Here is a 16,576-nt window from a genome sequence, read left to right on the forward strand (position 1 = left end):
GGTGCGGGGCCAGGGTCATGCCTGCGGCTCCTGCACCGTGCCATCGCGCAGCGCGCGCTGTTCACGGCGACGTGCAAGCCATTCCGAGAAGCGCTCCATGTACAGGTAGATCACCGGCGTGGTGTACAGCGTCACCAGCTGCGACAGCAGCAGGCCGCCGACGATGGCGATACCCAGTGGGCGACGCAGTTCCGAGCCGATGCCGGTGCCCAGCGCCAGCGGCAACGCACCGAGCATGGCCGCCGCGGTGGTCATCATGATCGGGCGGAAGCGCAGCAGGCAGGCGCGGCGGATGGCCTCGCGCGCGTTGGCGCCGGTGCGCCGCGCTTCGATGGCGAAGTCGACCATCATGATGCCGTTCTTCTTGACGATGCCGATCAGCAGCACGATGCCGACGATGCCATCCACCGACAGGCTCAGGCCACAGACCATCAGTGCCAGCAGCGCACCGACGCCGGCCGGTGGCAGGGTCGAGATGATCGTGATCGGGTGGATGTAGCTCTCATACAGCACGCCCAGCACGATGTAGATCACCACCAGCGAGGCCAGCAGCAGCCACACCACGTCGGTCTGGCTGCCGGTGAATTCGGCGGCCTTGCCGATGAACTGCGCATGCACATGCGCCGGCATGTCCAGGCTGGCCTTGGTCTCTTCGATGGCCTTGACCGCATCGGACAGCGAATAGCCCGGGGCGACGTTGAACGACACCGTCACCGCAGGCAGCTGCTGCTGGTGGCTGACCAGCAACGGCGCGCTGGAGACCTTGGCTTCAGCCAACGCCGACAACGGGATGATGCTGCCCGCACCAACGGTGATGCCGGTGTTCTGGGCGCCGATGCCGGTGGCGGTGGACGAGTTGGACGAGGTGACCTGGCCGAAGCTGGTGGCGTTGGTGCCGGTCAGTGCGCCGGCGCCATTGGAGGCAACGGCGAGCTGTTCCATCAGCGCGGTGCTGGTGCGGAATTCCGGTGCCACTTCCAGCACCACGCGGTACTGGTTGAGCTCGGTGAAGATGGTCGAGATCTGGCGCTGGCCGAACGCATCGTAGAGCGTGTCGTCGATGGTCTGCATCGGCACGCCGAGCACGCTGGCTTTGTCGCGGTCGATGTTCAGTTCAAGCGCACGGCCCTGGTTGGACAGGTTGTTGTCGACGTCGGCCAGTTCCGGACGCTGGCGCAGCGCTTCGGTCATGCGGTTGGCCTGCAGTGCCACTTCGGCACTGTCCACGTCCGACAGCGAGTACTGGTACTCGGTGGCGGCCACGCGGGTGTCCAGGGTCACGTCCTGCACCGGCTTCAGGTACAGCGCCACGCCAGGGATGCCGGCGACGGACTTCTGCAGGCGGGGCAGGATCGCATCCAGTCCATCACGATCGCCGCGCTCTTTCAGCACGATCGACAACTGGCCCTGGTTGAGCGTGGGATTCATGCTGCCGGCGCCGATGAAGGCTGACACGCCGGTCACGTCCGGGTCCTTGCGCAGCGCCTCGGCCACCTGCTTGGTGCGCTGCTCCATCTGCGGGAACGCAATGTTCTGGTCGGCCTGGACCACGGCGGTGATCAGGCCGGTGTCCTGTTCGGGCAACAGGCCCTTGGGGATCAGCACGTACAGCAGCACGGTCAGCACCAGCGCGGCAGCAGCCACGGCCAAGGTGATGGGCTGGTGTTCCAGCACCCAGTCCAGGCTGCGCTCGTACAGGCCGACGGTGCGCGTCCACAGGTTCTGCTTGCCTGCCGCGGCGGCACGCTCGTGCGCGTCCTCGCCCTCGGGCAGCGCATCGGGCTTGAGCAGGTAGGCGCACATCATCGGGGTGAGCGTCAGCGAGATCAGCATCGACAGCACCACGGCGATGCTCAGCACCCAGGCGAATTCGTGGAACAGGCGGCCGGTGACGCCGGGCATCAGCAGCAGCGGCAGGAACACCGCCACCAGTGAAACCGTCAGCGACAGCACGGTGAAGCCGATCTGGCGTGCACCGATCTCGGCCGCTTCCTTGCCGCTCTTGCCTTGCTCGATGTAGCGCACGATGTTCTCGATCATCACGATCGCATCGTCGACCACGAATCCGGTGGCCACCACCAGCGCCATCAGCGAGAGGTTGTCCAGCGACATGCCGGTAAAGGCCATCACCGCGAAGGTGCCGGCCAGCGACAACGGCACCGCCACCGAGGGAATGATCGTGGCCCAGAACCGGCGCAGGAACACGAAGATCACCGCCACCACCAGGCCGATGGTCAGGATCAGGGTGAACTGCACTTCATGCACCGACGCGCGGATGGTCTCGGTGCGGTCGGAGAACACTTCCAGGTGCACGTCGGCCGGCAGCACGCCCTGCAGCTGCGGCAGCAGCGCGCGGATGCGCTCGACGGTCTGCACGATGTTGGCGCCCGGCTGGCGGCGCACCTCCAGCAGCACCGCCGGCTTGCCATCGGCCCATGCGGCCAGCTGGTCGTTCTCCACGCCATCGATCACTTCGGCCACGTCGGACAGTCGCACCGGGCGGCCGTTCTTGTAGCTGATGATGGTGTCGCGGTACTCGGCGGCGCTGGCCAGCTGGTCGTTGGTGCCGATGCTGTAGGACTGGGTCTTGCCGTTCAACGAGCCCTTCGGCGCGTTGACGTTGGCCTGGGTGAGCGCGCTGCGCAGCTCTTCCAGGGTCAGGCCCATGTTGGACAGCTGCGCTGGATTGACCTGGATGCGCACGGCCGGACGCACGTTGCCGGCGATCGACACCAGGCCCACGCCCTGCACCTGCGACAGGCGCTGGGCGAGGATCGAGTCCGCGTAGTTGTTGACGTCGCGCAGCGGCCTTGTATCGGAGGTCAGCTTGAGGGTGACGATGGCCGCGTCGGCCGGATTCACCCGGTTGTAGACCGGCTGGTACGGCAGCGACGAGGGCAGGGTGGCCTGGCGGATCGCCGCCTGCACGTCCTGTGCGGCGATGTCGATGTCGCGATCCATCGAGAACTGCAGGATGATCGTGGACAACCCCGCCGAGGAATCGGAGGTCATCAGTTCCAGCCCGGAGATCTGCCCGAACTGGCGCTCCAGCGGCGTGGTCACCAGCGAGGCCATGGTGGTGGCGTTGGCACCGGGGTACTGGGTAGTCACCACCAGGCTGGGCGCATCGATTTCCGGCAGCGCCGACACCGGCAGCTTGCGGTAACCGAGGATGCCCAGAAGCAACAAGCCCGCCATCAGCAGCGAGGTGGCAATCGGGCGGCGGATGAAGATCGTCGAAAAGCCCACGGACTGATCCTTGCTGGCACATCAATGGCAGCGCCGGCGGGATCGCCGGCGCGGGGAAGAGCAGGGGCCTGCGCTCAGCGCGGGCCACCACCGCGGCGGCCGCCGCCACTCTTCTGTTCGGCGGCCTTCAGTTCGGCCTCGGTCGGTGCGGCCGGCGTTTCGCCCGGCTTCAGCGCGGTCACCTTGCTGCCCGGCTTCAGGCGGAACTGGCCTTCGCTGACCACCCGCTCGCCGCCTTTCAGGCCTTCGGCGACCTGCACCTGGCTGTCGCCCACTTCCACGCCACTGCGCACGGTCTGCATCTTCACCGTGTTGTCGCCCTGCACGACGTAGACGTACTCGCCGTCCGGGCCACGCAGCACCGCCTGGGTCGGGATCACCACGCCGCCGCCGATGGTGCGCAACTGCATGCGCACATTGACGAACTGGCCCGGCCACAGGCCGTTGTCGGTGTTGTCGAACACCGCGCGCGCCTTGAAGGTGCCGCTGTCGGCGCTGATCAGGTTGTCGACCACATCCAGCTTGCCGTCGCCGCTGAGTACGTGCGAATCGGCGCGGTCCAGCGCGGCGACCGGCACGCTGCCGGCAGCCTGCGCCTGGCGCACGTCGCCGAGCTGGCGCTCGGGCAGGTTGAACAGCACGTGGATCGGATGGATCTGGGTCAGGGTGACCAGTGCGGTGCCGGCGTTGACCACATTGCCGGCGTCGACCGCGCGGATGCCGGCGATACCGGTGATCGGTGCGGTGACCCGGGTGTACTGCAGCTGCACCTGCGCCGAGCGCATGCTCGCTTCATTGGCCGCAACTGCGCTTTCGTACTGTGCCACCTGGTTTCGTTGTGTATCCAGATCGGTCTTGGCCACGAACTGGCGGTACTCCGGCGCGTTCGAGCGCTGGTAGTTCGAGCGCGCGGTCGCCAGCAGGGCTTCGTTCTGGCGCTTGGAGGCGACGGCCTGGTCGTAGCTGGCCTGGGCGGTGCGCGGGTCGATCACCGCCAGCACGTCGCCCTTCTTCACTTCCTGGCCTTCGCGGAAATTGAGGCTCATCAGCTGGCCGCCCACCTGCGGGCTGACTGTAACGGTGTTCATCGCGGTCACCGTGCCCAGCGCGCTGGCATACACCGGCACGTCCTGGCGTACGGCATCGACCACGGTTACCGGCACCGGGCCGGCATCGGGATCTTCACCGCCCTCGCGGGCGCCTGCTTCCTGCCCCGCGGCCTTGTCCTTGCCGCCACCGAGTACGCGCAGGCCGACCACGGCCAGCACCAGTACCGCCACGACCAGCAGCACGATCTTCCAAACACGTGACATTCAAGACTCCAAGAGGGCTGGACGGGGTGGCACCCCGGGTGGCAATGCGCAAAGCATACCTGTGGCCCACCGGGTTTCCTGCATGACGGATGGGACGGGCGCTCAGACCGATGTGCGACGGTGGAGGTTCCCGTAACGGCGAGGTTGCCCTACATTCAGGTGCAGACCCCTTCCGTGGAGATCGAGATGCGCCGTTCGTTGCTGCTGTCCGCCCTGCTGCTGGCCTTGCCGGCCCTTGCCCACGCCGAGGACGCCCAGCGCCCGGAAGTGACCGCTGCCGCGCAGCGCCTGCAGGCCAAAGTGGTTGAATGGCGACGCGATTTCCATCAGCACCCGGAACTGTCCAACCGCGAGGAGCGCACCTCCGCCGAGGTCGCCAAGCGCCTGCGTGCGATGGGCCTGAAGCCGAAGACCGGCATTGCCCACCACGGCGTGGTGGCGATCATCGAAGGCGGCAAGCCCGGCCCGAAGATCGCCCTGCGCGCGGACATGGATGCACTGCCGGTGACCGAGCAGACCGGCCTGCCGTTCGCCTCCAAGGCCACCGCGCAGTACCGCGGGCAGACCGTAGGCGTGATGCACGCCTGTGGCCATGACGCGCACACCGCCACCCTGCTGGGCGTGGCCGAAGCGCTGGTGGCAATGAAGAAGGACCTGCCGGGCCAGGTGATGCTGATCTTCCAGCCCTCCGAGGAAGGCGCGCCGCCGCCGGAAGAGGGCGGTGCTGCGCTGATGCTGAAGGAAGGCTTGTTTGCTGACTTCAAGCCCGAAGCAGTGTTCGGCCTGCATGTGTTTTCCAGTGTGCAGGCAGGGCAGATCGCGGTGCGCGGTGGCCCGCTGATGGCCGCGTCCGATCGTTTCGGCATCAAGGTGATCGGCCGGCAGACGCATGGCTCGGCACCGTGGAACGGCGTCGACCCGATTGTGGCCACTGCCGATCTGATCGGCACCGCACAGACCATCGTCAGCCGCCGTGCCAATCTCTCCAAGCAGCCGGCGGTGCTGACCTTCGGCGCGATCAACGGCGGCATCCGCTACAACATCATTCCCGATGAAGTGGAGATGGTCGGCACCATCCGCACCTTCGATGAAGGCATGCGCCAGCAGATCTTCGCCGACCTGCGCAACGTGGCCGATCACACGGCTGCCGCGCATGGCGCCAAGGCGGTGACCGACATCTACGAATCGGAAGGCAACCCGGCCACGGTGAACGACCCGGCGTTGACCGCGAAGATGCTGCCGAGCCTGCAGGCGGTGGTGGGCAAGGACAACGTGTACGAGCCGCCGCTGCAGATGGGCGCGGAGGATTTCTCGCTGTACGCCAAGGAGGTACCGGGCATGTTCTTCTTCGTCGGCTCCACCAGCGTTGGCATCGACCCGGCGACGGCGCCGGCCAATCATTCGCCGAAGTTCCTGCTGGATGAGAAGGCGCTGGATGTCGGATTCCGCGCGCTGCTGCAGGTGAGCCTGGATTACCTGCATGGTGCCGGCACCCCGGCTGGTTGAGGGTTTCCGGCAGGGCTTGCAGCCCTGCACCCGCCGAGGCAACGGCAACAGCCGGAGCAACAGCAAAGGCTGGCATTCCGTGGGATGGCGGGGTGGGTCCGGTGGCAGGGGACGGCGCAAGTACGTCCCTGTAGCCTCGGTCGCGCCATCCATGGCGCTCACGCCCCTGCCACCGGACCCACCCCGCCTTCGACAGTTTCCTGCTGCTGTCAGAACGACATCCTGCTTTGGTAGGTGTCGACCTTGGTCGACACGGCGGACGTCATGAACGTCTGAAGCATCGGCTTTTGATTTTGATTTTCCTGATCTTTCCCGTGGTGCCGGCCGCGCGCAGGAAACTGTCAGAGGCCGGGCGGGGAGGCTGGGCAGGGGCGTGAGCCGCATGGATGCGGCGACCGAGCTTACATGGACGTACTTGCAGCGCCCCCTGCCCAGCCTCCCCGCCCGGCCAACCCCAGAATCCCGGCTGTACGCGACCAACCCACCCACCACGGAGGGGCTCCGCCGTTGGCCGACCCGGCCGAAGGCCCGCTCCACGCGCGATACAATAGGCACCATGAACACCCCACAGGATTCCAGCCTCGGTCGCGAGGTCAGTTACCCGTCGCAGTACGATCCCGGCCTGCTGTTTCCCATCCCCCGCATCGGCGCCCGCGCCGAGATCGGCCTCGACGAGGCCGCGCTGCCTTTCGTCGGCCACGACCGCTGGCACGCCTTCGAGCTGAGCTGGCTCGACCCGCGTGGCAAACCGCAGGTCGCCGTCGCCACCGTGCAGGTGCCGTGCACCTCGCCGCGGCTGATCGAGTCGAAGTCGTTCAAGCTGTACCTGAACTCGCTCAACAGCACCCGCCTGGACAGCGCCGACGCGCTGCGCGAGCGCCTCGTTGCCGATCTGTCTGCCTGCGCCGGGGCCTCGGTCCAGGTCACCTTCGGGCTGCCGCCGCTGCGCGAGTCGCCGCTGGGCGAGTTGATCGATGGCCTTGATGTGGATATCGACTGCTACGGCCCGCCGCAGGCGGACTACCTGTCGGCCAACGCCGATGCGCTGGTGGAGGAGACACTGGTCTCGGCCCTGCTGAAGTCCAACTGCCCGGTCACCGGTCAGCCGGACTGGGCCACCGTCAGCCTGCGCTATCGCGGCCCGCAGATCGATCGTGCCGGCCTGCTGCGCTACCTGGTCAGCTACCGCGAGCACGCCGAGTTCCACGAGCAGTGCGTGGAGCGCATCTTCAGCGAAGTGTCGGCGCGCTGCCGGCCGCAGTGGCTGGAAGTCGAAGCCCGCTATACCCGCCGCGGTGGCCTGGACATCAACCCGTGGCGCGCCAGCCCCGGCATCGCCGCCCCGGCCGCGACCTATCGCGAGCTGCGCCAGTAACCGCCGCAGGCGGTTACGGGTAGTGCCGGCCGCTGGCCGGCAACCGCGTGGAACCCGCGTCCAGGCCAAGCCCGCCAGCGGCCGGCACTACCGTCGGACCGCCCTGTGGCGGGTAGCGCCGGGCCATGCTCGGCGAGCCCAGCGGCGGCGTTCCGCCTCGATTGTTCAGCCGCCCCGGGGGGCGGCTTCACATCGGCACCATCCCCATTTAACAACCTCTATGACACCGTGCCAGCCATGTAGTCATACAGACGGGAGTGTGTGGATGAGTACCGAGAAGAAAGCCGATTTCTCCGGCGTCAGTGGCAGCGTCGACAGTACCGCCCAGCAGGTCCCCAAGGCGGACTTTTCCGGCGTCAGCGCCTCGGTGGACAGTACCGCCGAGGTGGTCAGCGGTGGCACCTACACCGTGCAGAAGGGTGATTCGCTGTCGAAGATCGCCAAGCAGCACCTGGGCGATGCCAACGCCTGGAAGAAGATCTTCGAAGCCAACCGCGATGTGCTCGACGACCCGGACAAGATCTTCCCGGGCCAGACCCTGAAACTGCCGCCGAAGTAATGCCGGCGATCCAATCGCCGTCCGACAATCCCTGTGAGGAACCCCGAATGATCAAGACGACCCCGCTTCAGAATGCCCTGCTGGCCGCACTGCTGGGCAGTGTCGCCCTGGTGGGCTGCAAGAAGAAGGAAGAAACCGCAGACACCAACGCGGCTCCGGCAGCGACGACGCCGGCCGAAGCGCCCGCGCCGATGACCGGCGCGCCGCCGCCGATGGCCGCATCCGCCGTTGCTGTGTCGGCCGTCACCGTCGGCAAGTCTGCCGCCGCTGACAAGTCGGTGACCACTGCCGCCCTGTTCGCGCCGAAGGATGAGGTCATCGTTTCGGTGAAGACCGATGGCGCGGCCAACAATGTCGCCGTCGGCGCCAAGCTGACTTACCAGGATGGCCAGGTGGCCGGTGAGCAGAACGCGACCCTGAACACCAGCGGTGCCGAGACCACCAACATCACCTTCAAGAATGCCAATGGCTGGCCGGCCGGCAAGTACCGCGCCGAAGTCATGGTTGATGGTAAGGCGGCCGGAACGCCGCAGGAGTTCGAGGTCAAGTAAGTCCTGCCGACTCTCTCCCGGTTGGACTCACGATGGACGCAGCCGCGAGGCTGCGTCCTTTTTTGTTTGTGGCTTTTGCGCGAAGGCCCTATCCACGCATGGCGTGGATCTACCTAAGCCCGGCACGCGGCATCTCCATCCACGCCGTGCGTGGATGGATCACAGCGTTGCCGTGGTGCAGTACCGCCGCGTATGGCGCGGCTTTGCCCCGCGCGGCTGAAAACGCGACAATGCAGGGGTTTCCCCGGCGCGCGCCCACCCTGACGGCGGCGGGGGAAAGCGACACGGTTGCACGTGGCCCGGCGCTGGCGCCGGCCTTCCCCTGAGCACTGCTACAGAGTCCAAGTCCCCCATGTCCAAGATCCTCTATACGCTGACCGACGAAGCACCGTTCCTGGCCACCCAGTCGCTGCTGCCGATCGTCGACGCCTATACCGCCACCGCCGGCATCGCGGTGGAAACCCGTGACATCTCGCTGTCCGGCCGCATCCTGTCGCTGTTCCCGGAACTGCTGAGCGATGCGCAGAAGGTCAACGATGACCTGGCCGAGCTGGGCCAGCTGGCGACCACCCCCGACGCCAACATCATCAAGCTGCCGAACATCTCCGCCTCGGTGCCGCAGCTGAAGGCGGCCATCAAGGAACTGCAGGACCAGGGTTATCCGCTGCCGGATTACCCGGAAACCCCGGCCGACGACCAGCAGCGCGACTACAAGGCGCGCTACGACAAGGTCAAGGGCAGTGCGGTGAATCCGGTGCTGCGCGAAGGCAACTCCGATCGGCGCGCGCCGCTGTCGGTGAAGAACTACGCCCGCAAGCATCCGCACCGCATGGGTGCCTGGGCGTCCGATTCGAAGTCGCACGTCGCGCACATGGCCGCCGGTGATTTCTACGGCAGCGAGAAGTCGGCCACGCTGGCCAACGCCGGTTCGCTGAAGATCACCTTCCACGGCAAGGACGGCAGCACCGTCGTGCTGAAGGAAAAGACCGCGGTCAAGGCCGGCGAGATCGTCGACGCCGCGGTGATGAGCCGCAAGGCACTGGCCGCTTTCATCGGCGAGCAGATCGCCGATGCCAAGGCGCAGGGCGTGCTGTTCTCGCTGCACCTGAAGGCGACCATGATGAAGGTCTCCGACCCGATCATGTTCGGCGTGGCGGTCAATGAGTTCTACAAGGACGTGCTCGCCAAGCACGCCGACGTGCTCAAGCAGGCCGGTTTCGATGCCAACAACGGCATCGGTGACCTGGCCGCACGCCTGCCGTCGCTGCCCGAAGCCACCCGCACCGCCATCGAGGCCGACCTGGCCGCCGAGTACGCACAGCGACCGGGCGTGGCCATGGTCAACTCGGACAAGGGCATCACCAACCTGCACGTGCCGAGCGACGTGATCGTCGACGCCTCGATGCCGGCGATGATCCGCGACTCCGGCAAGATGTGGAACGCCGAAGGCAAGCTGCAGGACACCAAGGCGGTCATTCCAGACCGCTGCTATGCCGGCGTGTACCAGGCCGTCATCGACGACTGCCGCAGCAATGGTGCCTTCAACCCGGCCACCATGGGCTCGGTGCCCAACGTCGGCCTGATGGCGCAGAAGGCTGAAGAGTACGGCTCGCACGACAAGACCTTCCAGATCGCTGCCGACGGCGTGGTCAAGGTCACCGACGACACCGGCAACGTGGTGTTCGAACACGCCGTGGAAGCCGGCGACATCTGGCGCATGTGCCAGACCAAGGACGCGCCGATCCAGGACTGGGTCAAGCTGGCCGTCGAACGCGCCCGCCTGAGCAGCACCCCGGCCGTGTTCTGGCTGGACGCCGCCCGTGCCCACGACGCACAGGTCATCGCCAAGGTCGAGACGTACCTGAAGGACCATGACACCAACGGCCTGGACATCCGCATCCTGCCGCCGGTGGAAGCGACCGCGTTCTCGCTGGCCCGCATCCGCAAGGGCGAGGACACCATTTCGGTGACCGGCAACGTGCTGCGCGATTACCTCACCGACCTGTTCCCGATCATGGAGCTGGGCACCAGCGCCAAGATGCTGTCGATCGTGCCGCTGATGGCCGGTGGCGGCCTGTTCGAGACCGGCGCCGGTGGCTCGGCCCCGAAGCACGTGCAGCAGTTCGTCGAAGAGGACTACCTGCGTTGGGACTCGCTGGGTGAATTCCTGGCCCTGGCCGCGTCGCTGGAACACCTGGGCAACCGTTACGACAACGCCGCTGCCCGCGTGCTGGCCAAGGCACTGGACGAGGCCAACGGCCAGTTCCTGGACAACGACAAGTCGCCGTCGCGCAAGCTGGGTGGCATCGACAACCGTGGCAGCCACTTCTACATCGCCCTGTACTGGGCGCAGGCCCTGGCCGCGCAGAACGAAGATGCCGCACTGCAGGCGCGCTTCGCTCCGCTGGCGAAGGTGCTGGCCGACAACGAGCAGAAGATCGTCGACGAGCTGATCGCCGCGCAGGGCAAGGCCGTGGACATCGGCGGCTACTACCGTCCGGACGTTGCCAAGGCCGCTGCCGCGATGCGTCCGAGCGCGACCTTCAACGCCGCGCTGGAGCAGCTGCGCGGCTGATCCATCGCTGCCCGGTTGTGACCTCGAAACCCGCGCTTCGGCGCGGGTTTCTTTTTCTGCGAGCCTGGGGTCGGATCCCTCTGCACCGCAGAGGGCTCTGCCCCGAAGCCGCGCATCCACGCATGACGTGAAGCTACTCAAGTCCAGAACCGTGAAATCCGTCATCTGTCGGAATGCCGTCAACACGGCATGAAACTTGCCCACGATGGCCGTCGCAGAACGGACGCGTGCGTGTTTACCACTGCCGTCAATATGAGCAGTCGATCACGACGATGGCGGCAAGCCATGGCCTAGCCTTGGCGATGCGAGACCGCCGGGGAGGTGGTCGCACGGGGAACACGGATGGCACGCGTGCTCGTAGTGGGAACCGATATCCAGGGCGAACAGGCCCTGCTGCAACGGCTGCGGCTGGCCTCGGCGTTGCCCGACGGGCAGATACGCCGCAGCCAGGACCTCGACGACTGCGACCTACTGGTGATCCGCGATACGCCAGCCCTGCGCAACGCGGCACTGCGCATGCGCCAGCAGCGCCCGCGGCTGCACTGCTGGATCGAAGATCTTGGCGGCCAACTGCGCGAGGGCGATGGCGGCCAGGACGTATTGGATGATGGCGCGATAGGACGGGCACTGCGCGGCATGCAGGCCGGCACCGCAGCGACAGCGATCCGCTTGGCGGACGGCGCGCACGCGATTACCCGCCTGCTGCGCGAGCGCTTGCCCTTGCGGCAGGGCCAGGCGCTGCTGGGTGAGGGCGCAGAGCCGCTGTTGCTGCTGGATCTGGAACAGGACCAGGCAGTGCTGCTGCACGAGCCGGCTACGGTGCTGGTGGAACGGCTGGCACAGGGCTTCGAGCATCTGTATCTGGACGCCTTGCAGCCGGCACAGCTGCGGGCACTGGCGGGTGATCGTACGCGACTGCCGCTGCGCCCGCTGCTGTGGCAATGGGCGCAGCGCAGCCGCCACTGGCAGGCGCTGGATGAGCGCCTGCGAGGGACGTCGGTGAAGCTGCTGCGCTGGCCGGATTTCCGCGTGCTCGGCCACGATCACGATGGCTTCCGTCTGTGCTCATTGCTGCTCAAGCGTGCCTGCACGGTGGACGAATGCGCGATGCTGCTGGATCTTCCCGCGGCCGCCGTGCGCGATTTCATCCACGCCGCCTACCTGTGCGGTTATGCACAGCTGCAGGTCGCGCCTGCCGCACCGCTGTCGGGCGCGCGTGCCAGCACGGCCGACACCGGCCTGCTCGCACGTCTGTGGCGCACGCTGCGCGGGAGTGACCGCGATGCGTGAGCACAAAGTGGTGGTGCTCGGCGGCATGGGTAGCGGCAAATCGACATTGGTACGCAGCATCGCCGCTGGTGCGGTGGTCGACACCGATGTTGCCAACAGCGACCGCGCGGGTGCGGACAAGGCGTCGACCACGGTGGCGCTGGACTACGCCGATATCGACCTGCCCAACGGCGAGCGCCTGCGTCTCTACGGCACGCCCGGCCAGCAGCGCTTCGATTTCCTGTGGCCGATCCTGCTGCAGGGCGCGCGCGGTGCCGTGCTGCTGCTGGACGCGCGCCGGGCAGGAGTGGCCGCTGAGCTGGACGCCTACCTTCAGGTGCTGCGCCCGTTCGGTCCGGCATTGGCCCTGGTGGTGGCGGTGACCCATCTTGACCAGGTGCCTGCAGCGGCACTGGATGACTGGGCCGATCGCGCCCGGCTCGATGGCCAGCCACTGCCGTTGCTGGCCGTGGATGCCCGTGATCGCGAACAAGGACTGCTGCTGATGGACGTACTGATGAGCGAAATGGAAGCGCATGCACTGGTGGCCGCGCATGGCTGATGGACAAGGCGCGCCGTTGCCGGACGCACAGCAGCGCGAGCGCCTGCAGCCGCTGCTGCAGGACCTGCAGCAGCGGGTGGAAGGGGTGCGGACCGTGGTGCTGGCCAGCGTCGATGGCTTTGCCCTGGTCAGCGCCGGTGCGGAAGGCCGCGGCGAGCGACTGGCGGCGATGACCAGCGCGATGCTGGCCCTGGCCGCAGCGGTGGGGCGCGAGCTGGCACTGGGCGATCTGCAGACGCTGATGCTGGAGGCTGCCGGCGGCAAGGTGCTGATGCTGGCCATCCAGGCCGAGGGACGCGCACCGCTGCTGCTGATGGCGGCCTGCGACCAGCGCAGCGTGATCGGCCAGGTGCTGTGGCAGAGCAGGGAATGTGGCCAGGCGATCCTGGCCGAACTCAGCGGATCGTGAGCCCGGCCGCAGGGGAACGAGGGGCTCGAACCAACATTGAGAGGGGTGCAACGTGGCTGGATTGAATGATTCGTTGACTGCACTGATGGGCATCGATGGCGCGCAGGCCGTGGCGCTGGTCGACTACGAGAGCGGCATGCTGCTGGGCGAGGCCGGTTCGGGCATGGACATGGAAGTGGCTGCCGCCGGCAATACCGAAGTGATCCGCGCGAAGATGAAAACCGCCGCCTCGCTCAACCTCAACGATGGCATCGAGGACATCCTGATCTCGCTCGGAAAGGCGTATCACATCATGCGCCCGGTGGCGAAAAAGAAGGGTCTGTTCTTCTACATCGTGCTGGACCGGACCAAGTCCAACCTCGCCCTGGCGCGGCGCAAGGTGCAGGACGTGGAGGCCGAACTGGCGATCTGAGCCGGGCGGATTGCTGTAGAGCCGAAGGCTGCCGCAGGAGCAGCGGCCTTCGGCTCTACACAAGCCACCCCACGCCAGCGTATGGTGGCATCGGTTCTCCGTCGTGAGCCGTACATGCCGCCCGCTGTCATTCCCGCTGAACTTGCGCCGCGCATCGCTGATGCCATCCGTGATGGCTTCGCGGATTACCACGCGCGTTTCGCCGCGATCACGGCGCGCGCCCGCGTGCGTTTCCAGCAGGGCGACTGGGCGGCGGCACGCCACGATGCAGTGGAGCGCATTGCCCTGTACGACCAGTGCATCGCCGAGCAGATGGACGCGCTGCGGCGCTTGGCCGGTGACGCCATCAGTGAACGCGCGCTGTGGCTGCAGGTGCACGTGCACTACAGCGCCCTGCTGCAGGGCCTGATCGATGCCGAGCTGTACAAGACCTTCTACAACACCTTGTCGCGACGCCTGTTCGCCATCCGCGGCGTGGACCCGGAAGTGGAGTTCATCGCCTTTGATGTCGAGCCCTCCGATGCGATCACCCATCCGGTAGCGCGGCATACCTATGCGGTCTCGCCAACGCGGCCGGTGGAGGCGCTGCAACGGGTGCTGGCCGACTACCGCTTCGACGTTCCGTATGCGCACCAGCTGCGCTGTGCCGCCGCCATCGCCGTGCGCCTGCAGGACGATCTGGCGCACTGGGGCGACACGCCAGTGCGCAGCATCGAACTGCTCGATACCGTGTTCTACCGCGAGCGTCGCGCCTATCTGGTCGGCCGCGTGTTCGGCGAACACCGTTTCTCGCCGTGCGTGATCGCGCTGGTCAACGATGACCAAGGCCTGCGTGCCGATGCCGTGCTGACCCGGCGTCGCGATGTGGCCCACCTGTTCGGCGTGTCACGCAGCTATTTCCAGGCCGACCTGGGCACCGTTGGCGATGCCGTGGTGTTCCTGCGCAGCCTGCTGCCGGGCAAGCCGATCGACGAGATCTACACCGTTCTCGGACGCGCCAAGCAGGGCAAGACCGAGCGCTACCGGACGTTCTTCCGCCACTTCAATGAACACCCGAACGAGCGCCTGGCGCATGCCGAAGGCACGCCGGGCATGGTCATGGCGGTGTTCACCCTGCCCAGCTATCCGCTGGTGTTCAAGCTGATCCGCGACCGCTTCGCCTGGCCCAAGGCGATGTCGCGGCAGCAGGTGGAGGAAAAGTACGCGCTGGTGTTCAACCTCGATCGCGTCGGTCGCCTGCTTGACGCACAGCCCTACCGGCACCTGCGTTTCCCGCGCGAACGCTTTGCCCCTGCGTTGCTGGACGAACTGCTGCAGCAGTGCGCGCAGAGCGTGCGTGTGGATGGCGACGAAGTGGAGATCGCGTTGTGCTACGTGCAGCGCCGCTTCCGGCCACTGAACCTCTATCTGCGCGAGCAGGCGGGCGAAGCCGTGCGTGCAGCCGTGCTCGACTACGCGCAGGCGATCACCGACATGGCGCGCAACAACATCTTCCCCGGCGACATGCTGCCGAAGAACTTCGGCGTGTCGCGCCACGGCCGTGCCGTGTTCTACGACTACGACGAGTTGTGCCTGGTCAGCGACTGCGTGTTCCGCGCCTGGCCTACGCCAAGCTCACCGGAGGAAGCGATGGCCGATGAGCCCTGGTTCCATGTCGGTCCACGCGACGTGTTCCCGGAGCGGTTCGGGCCGTTCATGGGCTTGCCGGCGCAGGAGCTGGCGGCGGTACGTGAGCACTATCGGCATCTGTTCGACCCCGCCTGGTGGCAGGGACTGCAGGCGCGCTTTGCGGCGGGCGACTATCCAGACACGCCGCCGTATTCGGCTGCGCAGCGGCTGGCGTGATCCGCTGCACCGACGGCGCGGAACTCGGGTAATCTCGGCACTTTCATCACCAAGGATCGGGCAATGAAGCGTTCTCCCCTGTTTCTCGCCTTCGCGCTTGCAATCGGCACGGTGGGCTCCCTGCTCAGCACCGATGCCGCCGCGCAGACCACGCGTGCGGTACGTGCCACTGCCGAAGCCAGCATGGTCTTGACCGGCAACATCGATGTCGCTGCCGATGGTTCGGTCAGCAACCTGGTGCTGGATCAGCGCGAAGTGCTCACTCCGTCCATCGCATCCTTTGTCGATGGCACCATCCGCAGCTGGCGCTTCCAACCCACGCTGCGCGATGGCGCGCCCGTTCCGGTGCACGCACCGTTGCGCGTGCGGTTGCTGGGTAAACCGTCCGGCGATGGCGGCATGCAGATCCGAATGAGCAGCGTGGACTTCAGCAAGTACAACGACACGGCGACCGATACGGTCACCCGCAACCGCATGTCGCCGCCGCGCTACCCCGAGGCCGCGTTCCGTGGCGGTGCCCAAGGTGATGTGCTGTTGCTGGTCAAGGTGGCGCGCGATGGCACGGTGGCCGATGTGGTTGCCGAGCAGGTGAACATGGGCGTGGTGGCGCCGGAGCGGACGATGCAGCAGCTGCGCGACCTTTTTGCCAAGGCGAGCATCACCGCCGCCCGAAAATGGACCTTCGCGCCGCCGACCACCGGTGAGGACAAGGATCGCGCGGATTGGACGATTCGCGTGCCGGTCAGCTATTCCATCTCCAGGGACCTCAAATCGCGATCGGAGACCTACGGCACGTGGAAACCCTTCATCCCCGGTCCGCGCCAGTCCGCGCCATGGCGCCAGGACGATGCCCAGCAGGCGGGCAGCGACCTGCTGCCGGCCGGCGGCGTCTACATGGTCGACAGCGCCACCCGCGGGCTGCGTCTGTTGACCCCGCTTGCCGAGCAGTGA

13 protein-coding genes are annotated in these 16,576 nt (G+C 66.7%); 11 read left to right on the top strand and 2 right to left on the bottom strand.

Annotated features, from left to right (window positions below; genetic code table 11):
- Positions 1–15: 15 nt before the first annotated feature.
- Positions 16–3,249, bottom strand: coding sequence for an efflux RND transporter permease subunit (locus tag ACQ5SA_RS14740; protein ID WP_499314680.1), 3,234 nt, complete (start codon positions 3,247–3,249; stop codon positions 16–18).
- Positions 3,250–3,323: 74 nt separating this feature from the next.
- Positions 3,324–4,562, bottom strand: a complete 1,239-nt coding sequence (locus tag ACQ5SA_RS14745) for an efflux RND transporter periplasmic adaptor subunit (RefSeq protein WP_089237326.1) — start codon at positions 4,560–4,562, stop codon at positions 3,324–3,326.
- A 186-nt stretch (positions 4,563–4,748) separates the two neighbouring features.
- Here ACQ5SA_RS14745 and ACQ5SA_RS14750 point away from each other — a divergent pair, with 186 nt between their 5' ends.
- From ACQ5SA_RS14750 to ACQ5SA_RS14800, 11 genes are all read left to right on the top strand, one after another.
- Complete coding sequence (locus ACQ5SA_RS14750) at positions 4,749–6,068, top strand: M20 family metallopeptidase (protein ID WP_025874644.1); 1,320 nt, start codon at positions 4,749–4,751, stop codon at positions 6,066–6,068.
- A 556-nt stretch (positions 6,069–6,624) separates the two neighbouring features.
- Positions 6,625–7,443: an NADPH-dependent 7-cyano-7-deazaguanine reductase QueF gene (gene queF / locus ACQ5SA_RS14755; RefSeq protein ID WP_499314682.1), complete on the top strand. Its 819-nt coding sequence runs from the start codon at positions 6,625–6,627 to the stop codon at positions 7,441–7,443.
- A gap of 265 nt (positions 7,444–7,708) precedes the next feature.
- A complete protein-coding gene (locus ACQ5SA_RS14760; RefSeq protein WP_025878595.1) occupies positions 7,709–8,002 on the top strand; it encodes a LysM peptidoglycan-binding domain-containing protein in 294 nt (97 codons plus the stop codon).
- A 47-nt stretch (positions 8,003–8,049) separates the two neighbouring features.
- On the top strand, positions 8,050–8,553 hold the full coding sequence (locus ACQ5SA_RS14765; RefSeq protein ID WP_230109930.1) for a hypothetical protein: 504 nt from the start codon (positions 8,050–8,052) through the stop codon (positions 8,551–8,553).
- 352 nt (positions 8,554–8,905) lie between these two features.
- Positions 8,906–11,128 (top strand): NADP-dependent isocitrate dehydrogenase, encoded by a 2,223-nt coding sequence (locus ACQ5SA_RS14770; protein WP_499314684.1) that lies wholly within the window; start codon positions 8,906–8,908, stop codon positions 11,126–11,128.
- Between the two features lie 342 nt (positions 11,129–11,470).
- Positions 11,471–12,418 carry a hypothetical protein gene (locus ACQ5SA_RS14775; protein ID WP_499314686.1) on the top strand — a complete coding sequence of 316 codons (948 nt, stop codon included), beginning with the start codon at positions 11,471–11,473 and terminating at the stop codon, positions 12,416–12,418.
- Positions 12,411–12,959: a GTP-binding protein gene (locus tag ACQ5SA_RS14780; RefSeq protein WP_089237316.1), complete on the top strand. Its 549-nt coding sequence runs from the start codon at positions 12,411–12,413 to the stop codon at positions 12,957–12,959. Before ACQ5SA_RS14775 ends, ACQ5SA_RS14780 begins: the two co-directional genes overlap by 8 nt.
- On the top strand, positions 12,952–13,368 hold the full coding sequence (locus ACQ5SA_RS14785) for a roadblock/LC7 domain-containing protein (protein ID WP_032976421.1): 417 nt from the start codon (positions 12,952–12,954) through the stop codon (positions 13,366–13,368). The genes ACQ5SA_RS14780 and ACQ5SA_RS14785 overlap by 8 nt, the downstream gene beginning before the upstream one ends.
- Before the next feature lie 52 nt (positions 13,369–13,420).
- Positions 13,421–13,780, top strand: coding sequence for a hypothetical protein (locus tag ACQ5SA_RS14790; RefSeq protein ID WP_025878601.1), 360 nt, complete (start codon positions 13,421–13,423; stop codon positions 13,778–13,780).
- Between the two features lie 114 nt (positions 13,781–13,894).
- Positions 13,895–15,625, top strand: a complete 1,731-nt coding sequence (gene aceK / locus ACQ5SA_RS14795; protein ID WP_499314688.1) for a bifunctional isocitrate dehydrogenase kinase/phosphatase — start codon at positions 13,895–13,897, stop codon at positions 15,623–15,625.
- A gap of 63 nt (positions 15,626–15,688) precedes the next feature.
- Positions 15,689–16,576 carry an energy transducer TonB gene (locus tag ACQ5SA_RS14800; RefSeq protein ID WP_499314690.1) on the top strand — a complete coding sequence of 296 codons (888 nt, stop codon included), beginning with the start codon at positions 15,689–15,691 and terminating at the stop codon, positions 16,574–16,576.

Origin of the sequence: Stenotrophomonas indicatrix (assembly GCF_050573115.1) — a bacterium.
Lineage (GTDB): Bacteria > Pseudomonadota > Gammaproteobacteria > Xanthomonadales > Xanthomonadaceae > Stenotrophomonas > Stenotrophomonas lactitubi_A.

Excerpts from the sequence above, each read along its gene's own strand:
- ACQ5SA_RS14745 (WP_089237326.1), bottom strand. The coding sequence starts at position 4,562 with ATGTCACGTGTTTGGAAGATCGTGCTGCTGGTCGTGGCGGTACTGGTG.
- ACQ5SA_RS14750 (WP_025874644.1), top strand. The coding sequence starts at position 4,749 with ATGCGCCGTTCGTTGCTGCTGTCCGCCCTGCTGCTGGCCTTGCCGGCC.
- queF (WP_499314682.1), top strand. The coding sequence starts at position 6,625 with ATGAACACCCCACAGGATTCCAGCCTCGGTCGCGAGGTCAGTTACCCG.
- ACQ5SA_RS14760 (WP_025878595.1), top strand. The coding sequence starts at position 7,709 with ATGAGTACCGAGAAGAAAGCCGATTTCTCCGGCGTCAGTGGCAGCGTC.
- ACQ5SA_RS14765 (WP_230109930.1), top strand. The coding sequence starts at position 8,050 with ATGATCAAGACGACCCCGCTTCAGAATGCCCTGCTGGCCGCACTGCTG.
- ACQ5SA_RS14770 (WP_499314684.1), top strand. The coding sequence starts at position 8,906 with ATGTCCAAGATCCTCTATACGCTGACCGACGAAGCACCGTTCCTGGCC.
- ACQ5SA_RS14775 (WP_499314686.1), top strand. The coding sequence starts at position 11,471 with ATGGCACGCGTGCTCGTAGTGGGAACCGATATCCAGGGCGAACAGGCC.
- ACQ5SA_RS14780 (WP_089237316.1), top strand. The coding sequence starts at position 12,411 with ATGCGTGAGCACAAAGTGGTGGTGCTCGGCGGCATGGGTAGCGGCAAA.
- ACQ5SA_RS14785 (WP_032976421.1), top strand. The coding sequence starts at position 12,952 with ATGGCTGATGGACAAGGCGCGCCGTTGCCGGACGCACAGCAGCGCGAG.
- aceK (WP_499314688.1), top strand. The coding sequence starts at position 13,895 with ATGCCGCCCGCTGTCATTCCCGCTGAACTTGCGCCGCGCATCGCTGAT.
- ACQ5SA_RS14800 (WP_499314690.1), top strand. The coding sequence starts at position 15,689 with ATGAAGCGTTCTCCCCTGTTTCTCGCCTTCGCGCTTGCAATCGGCACG.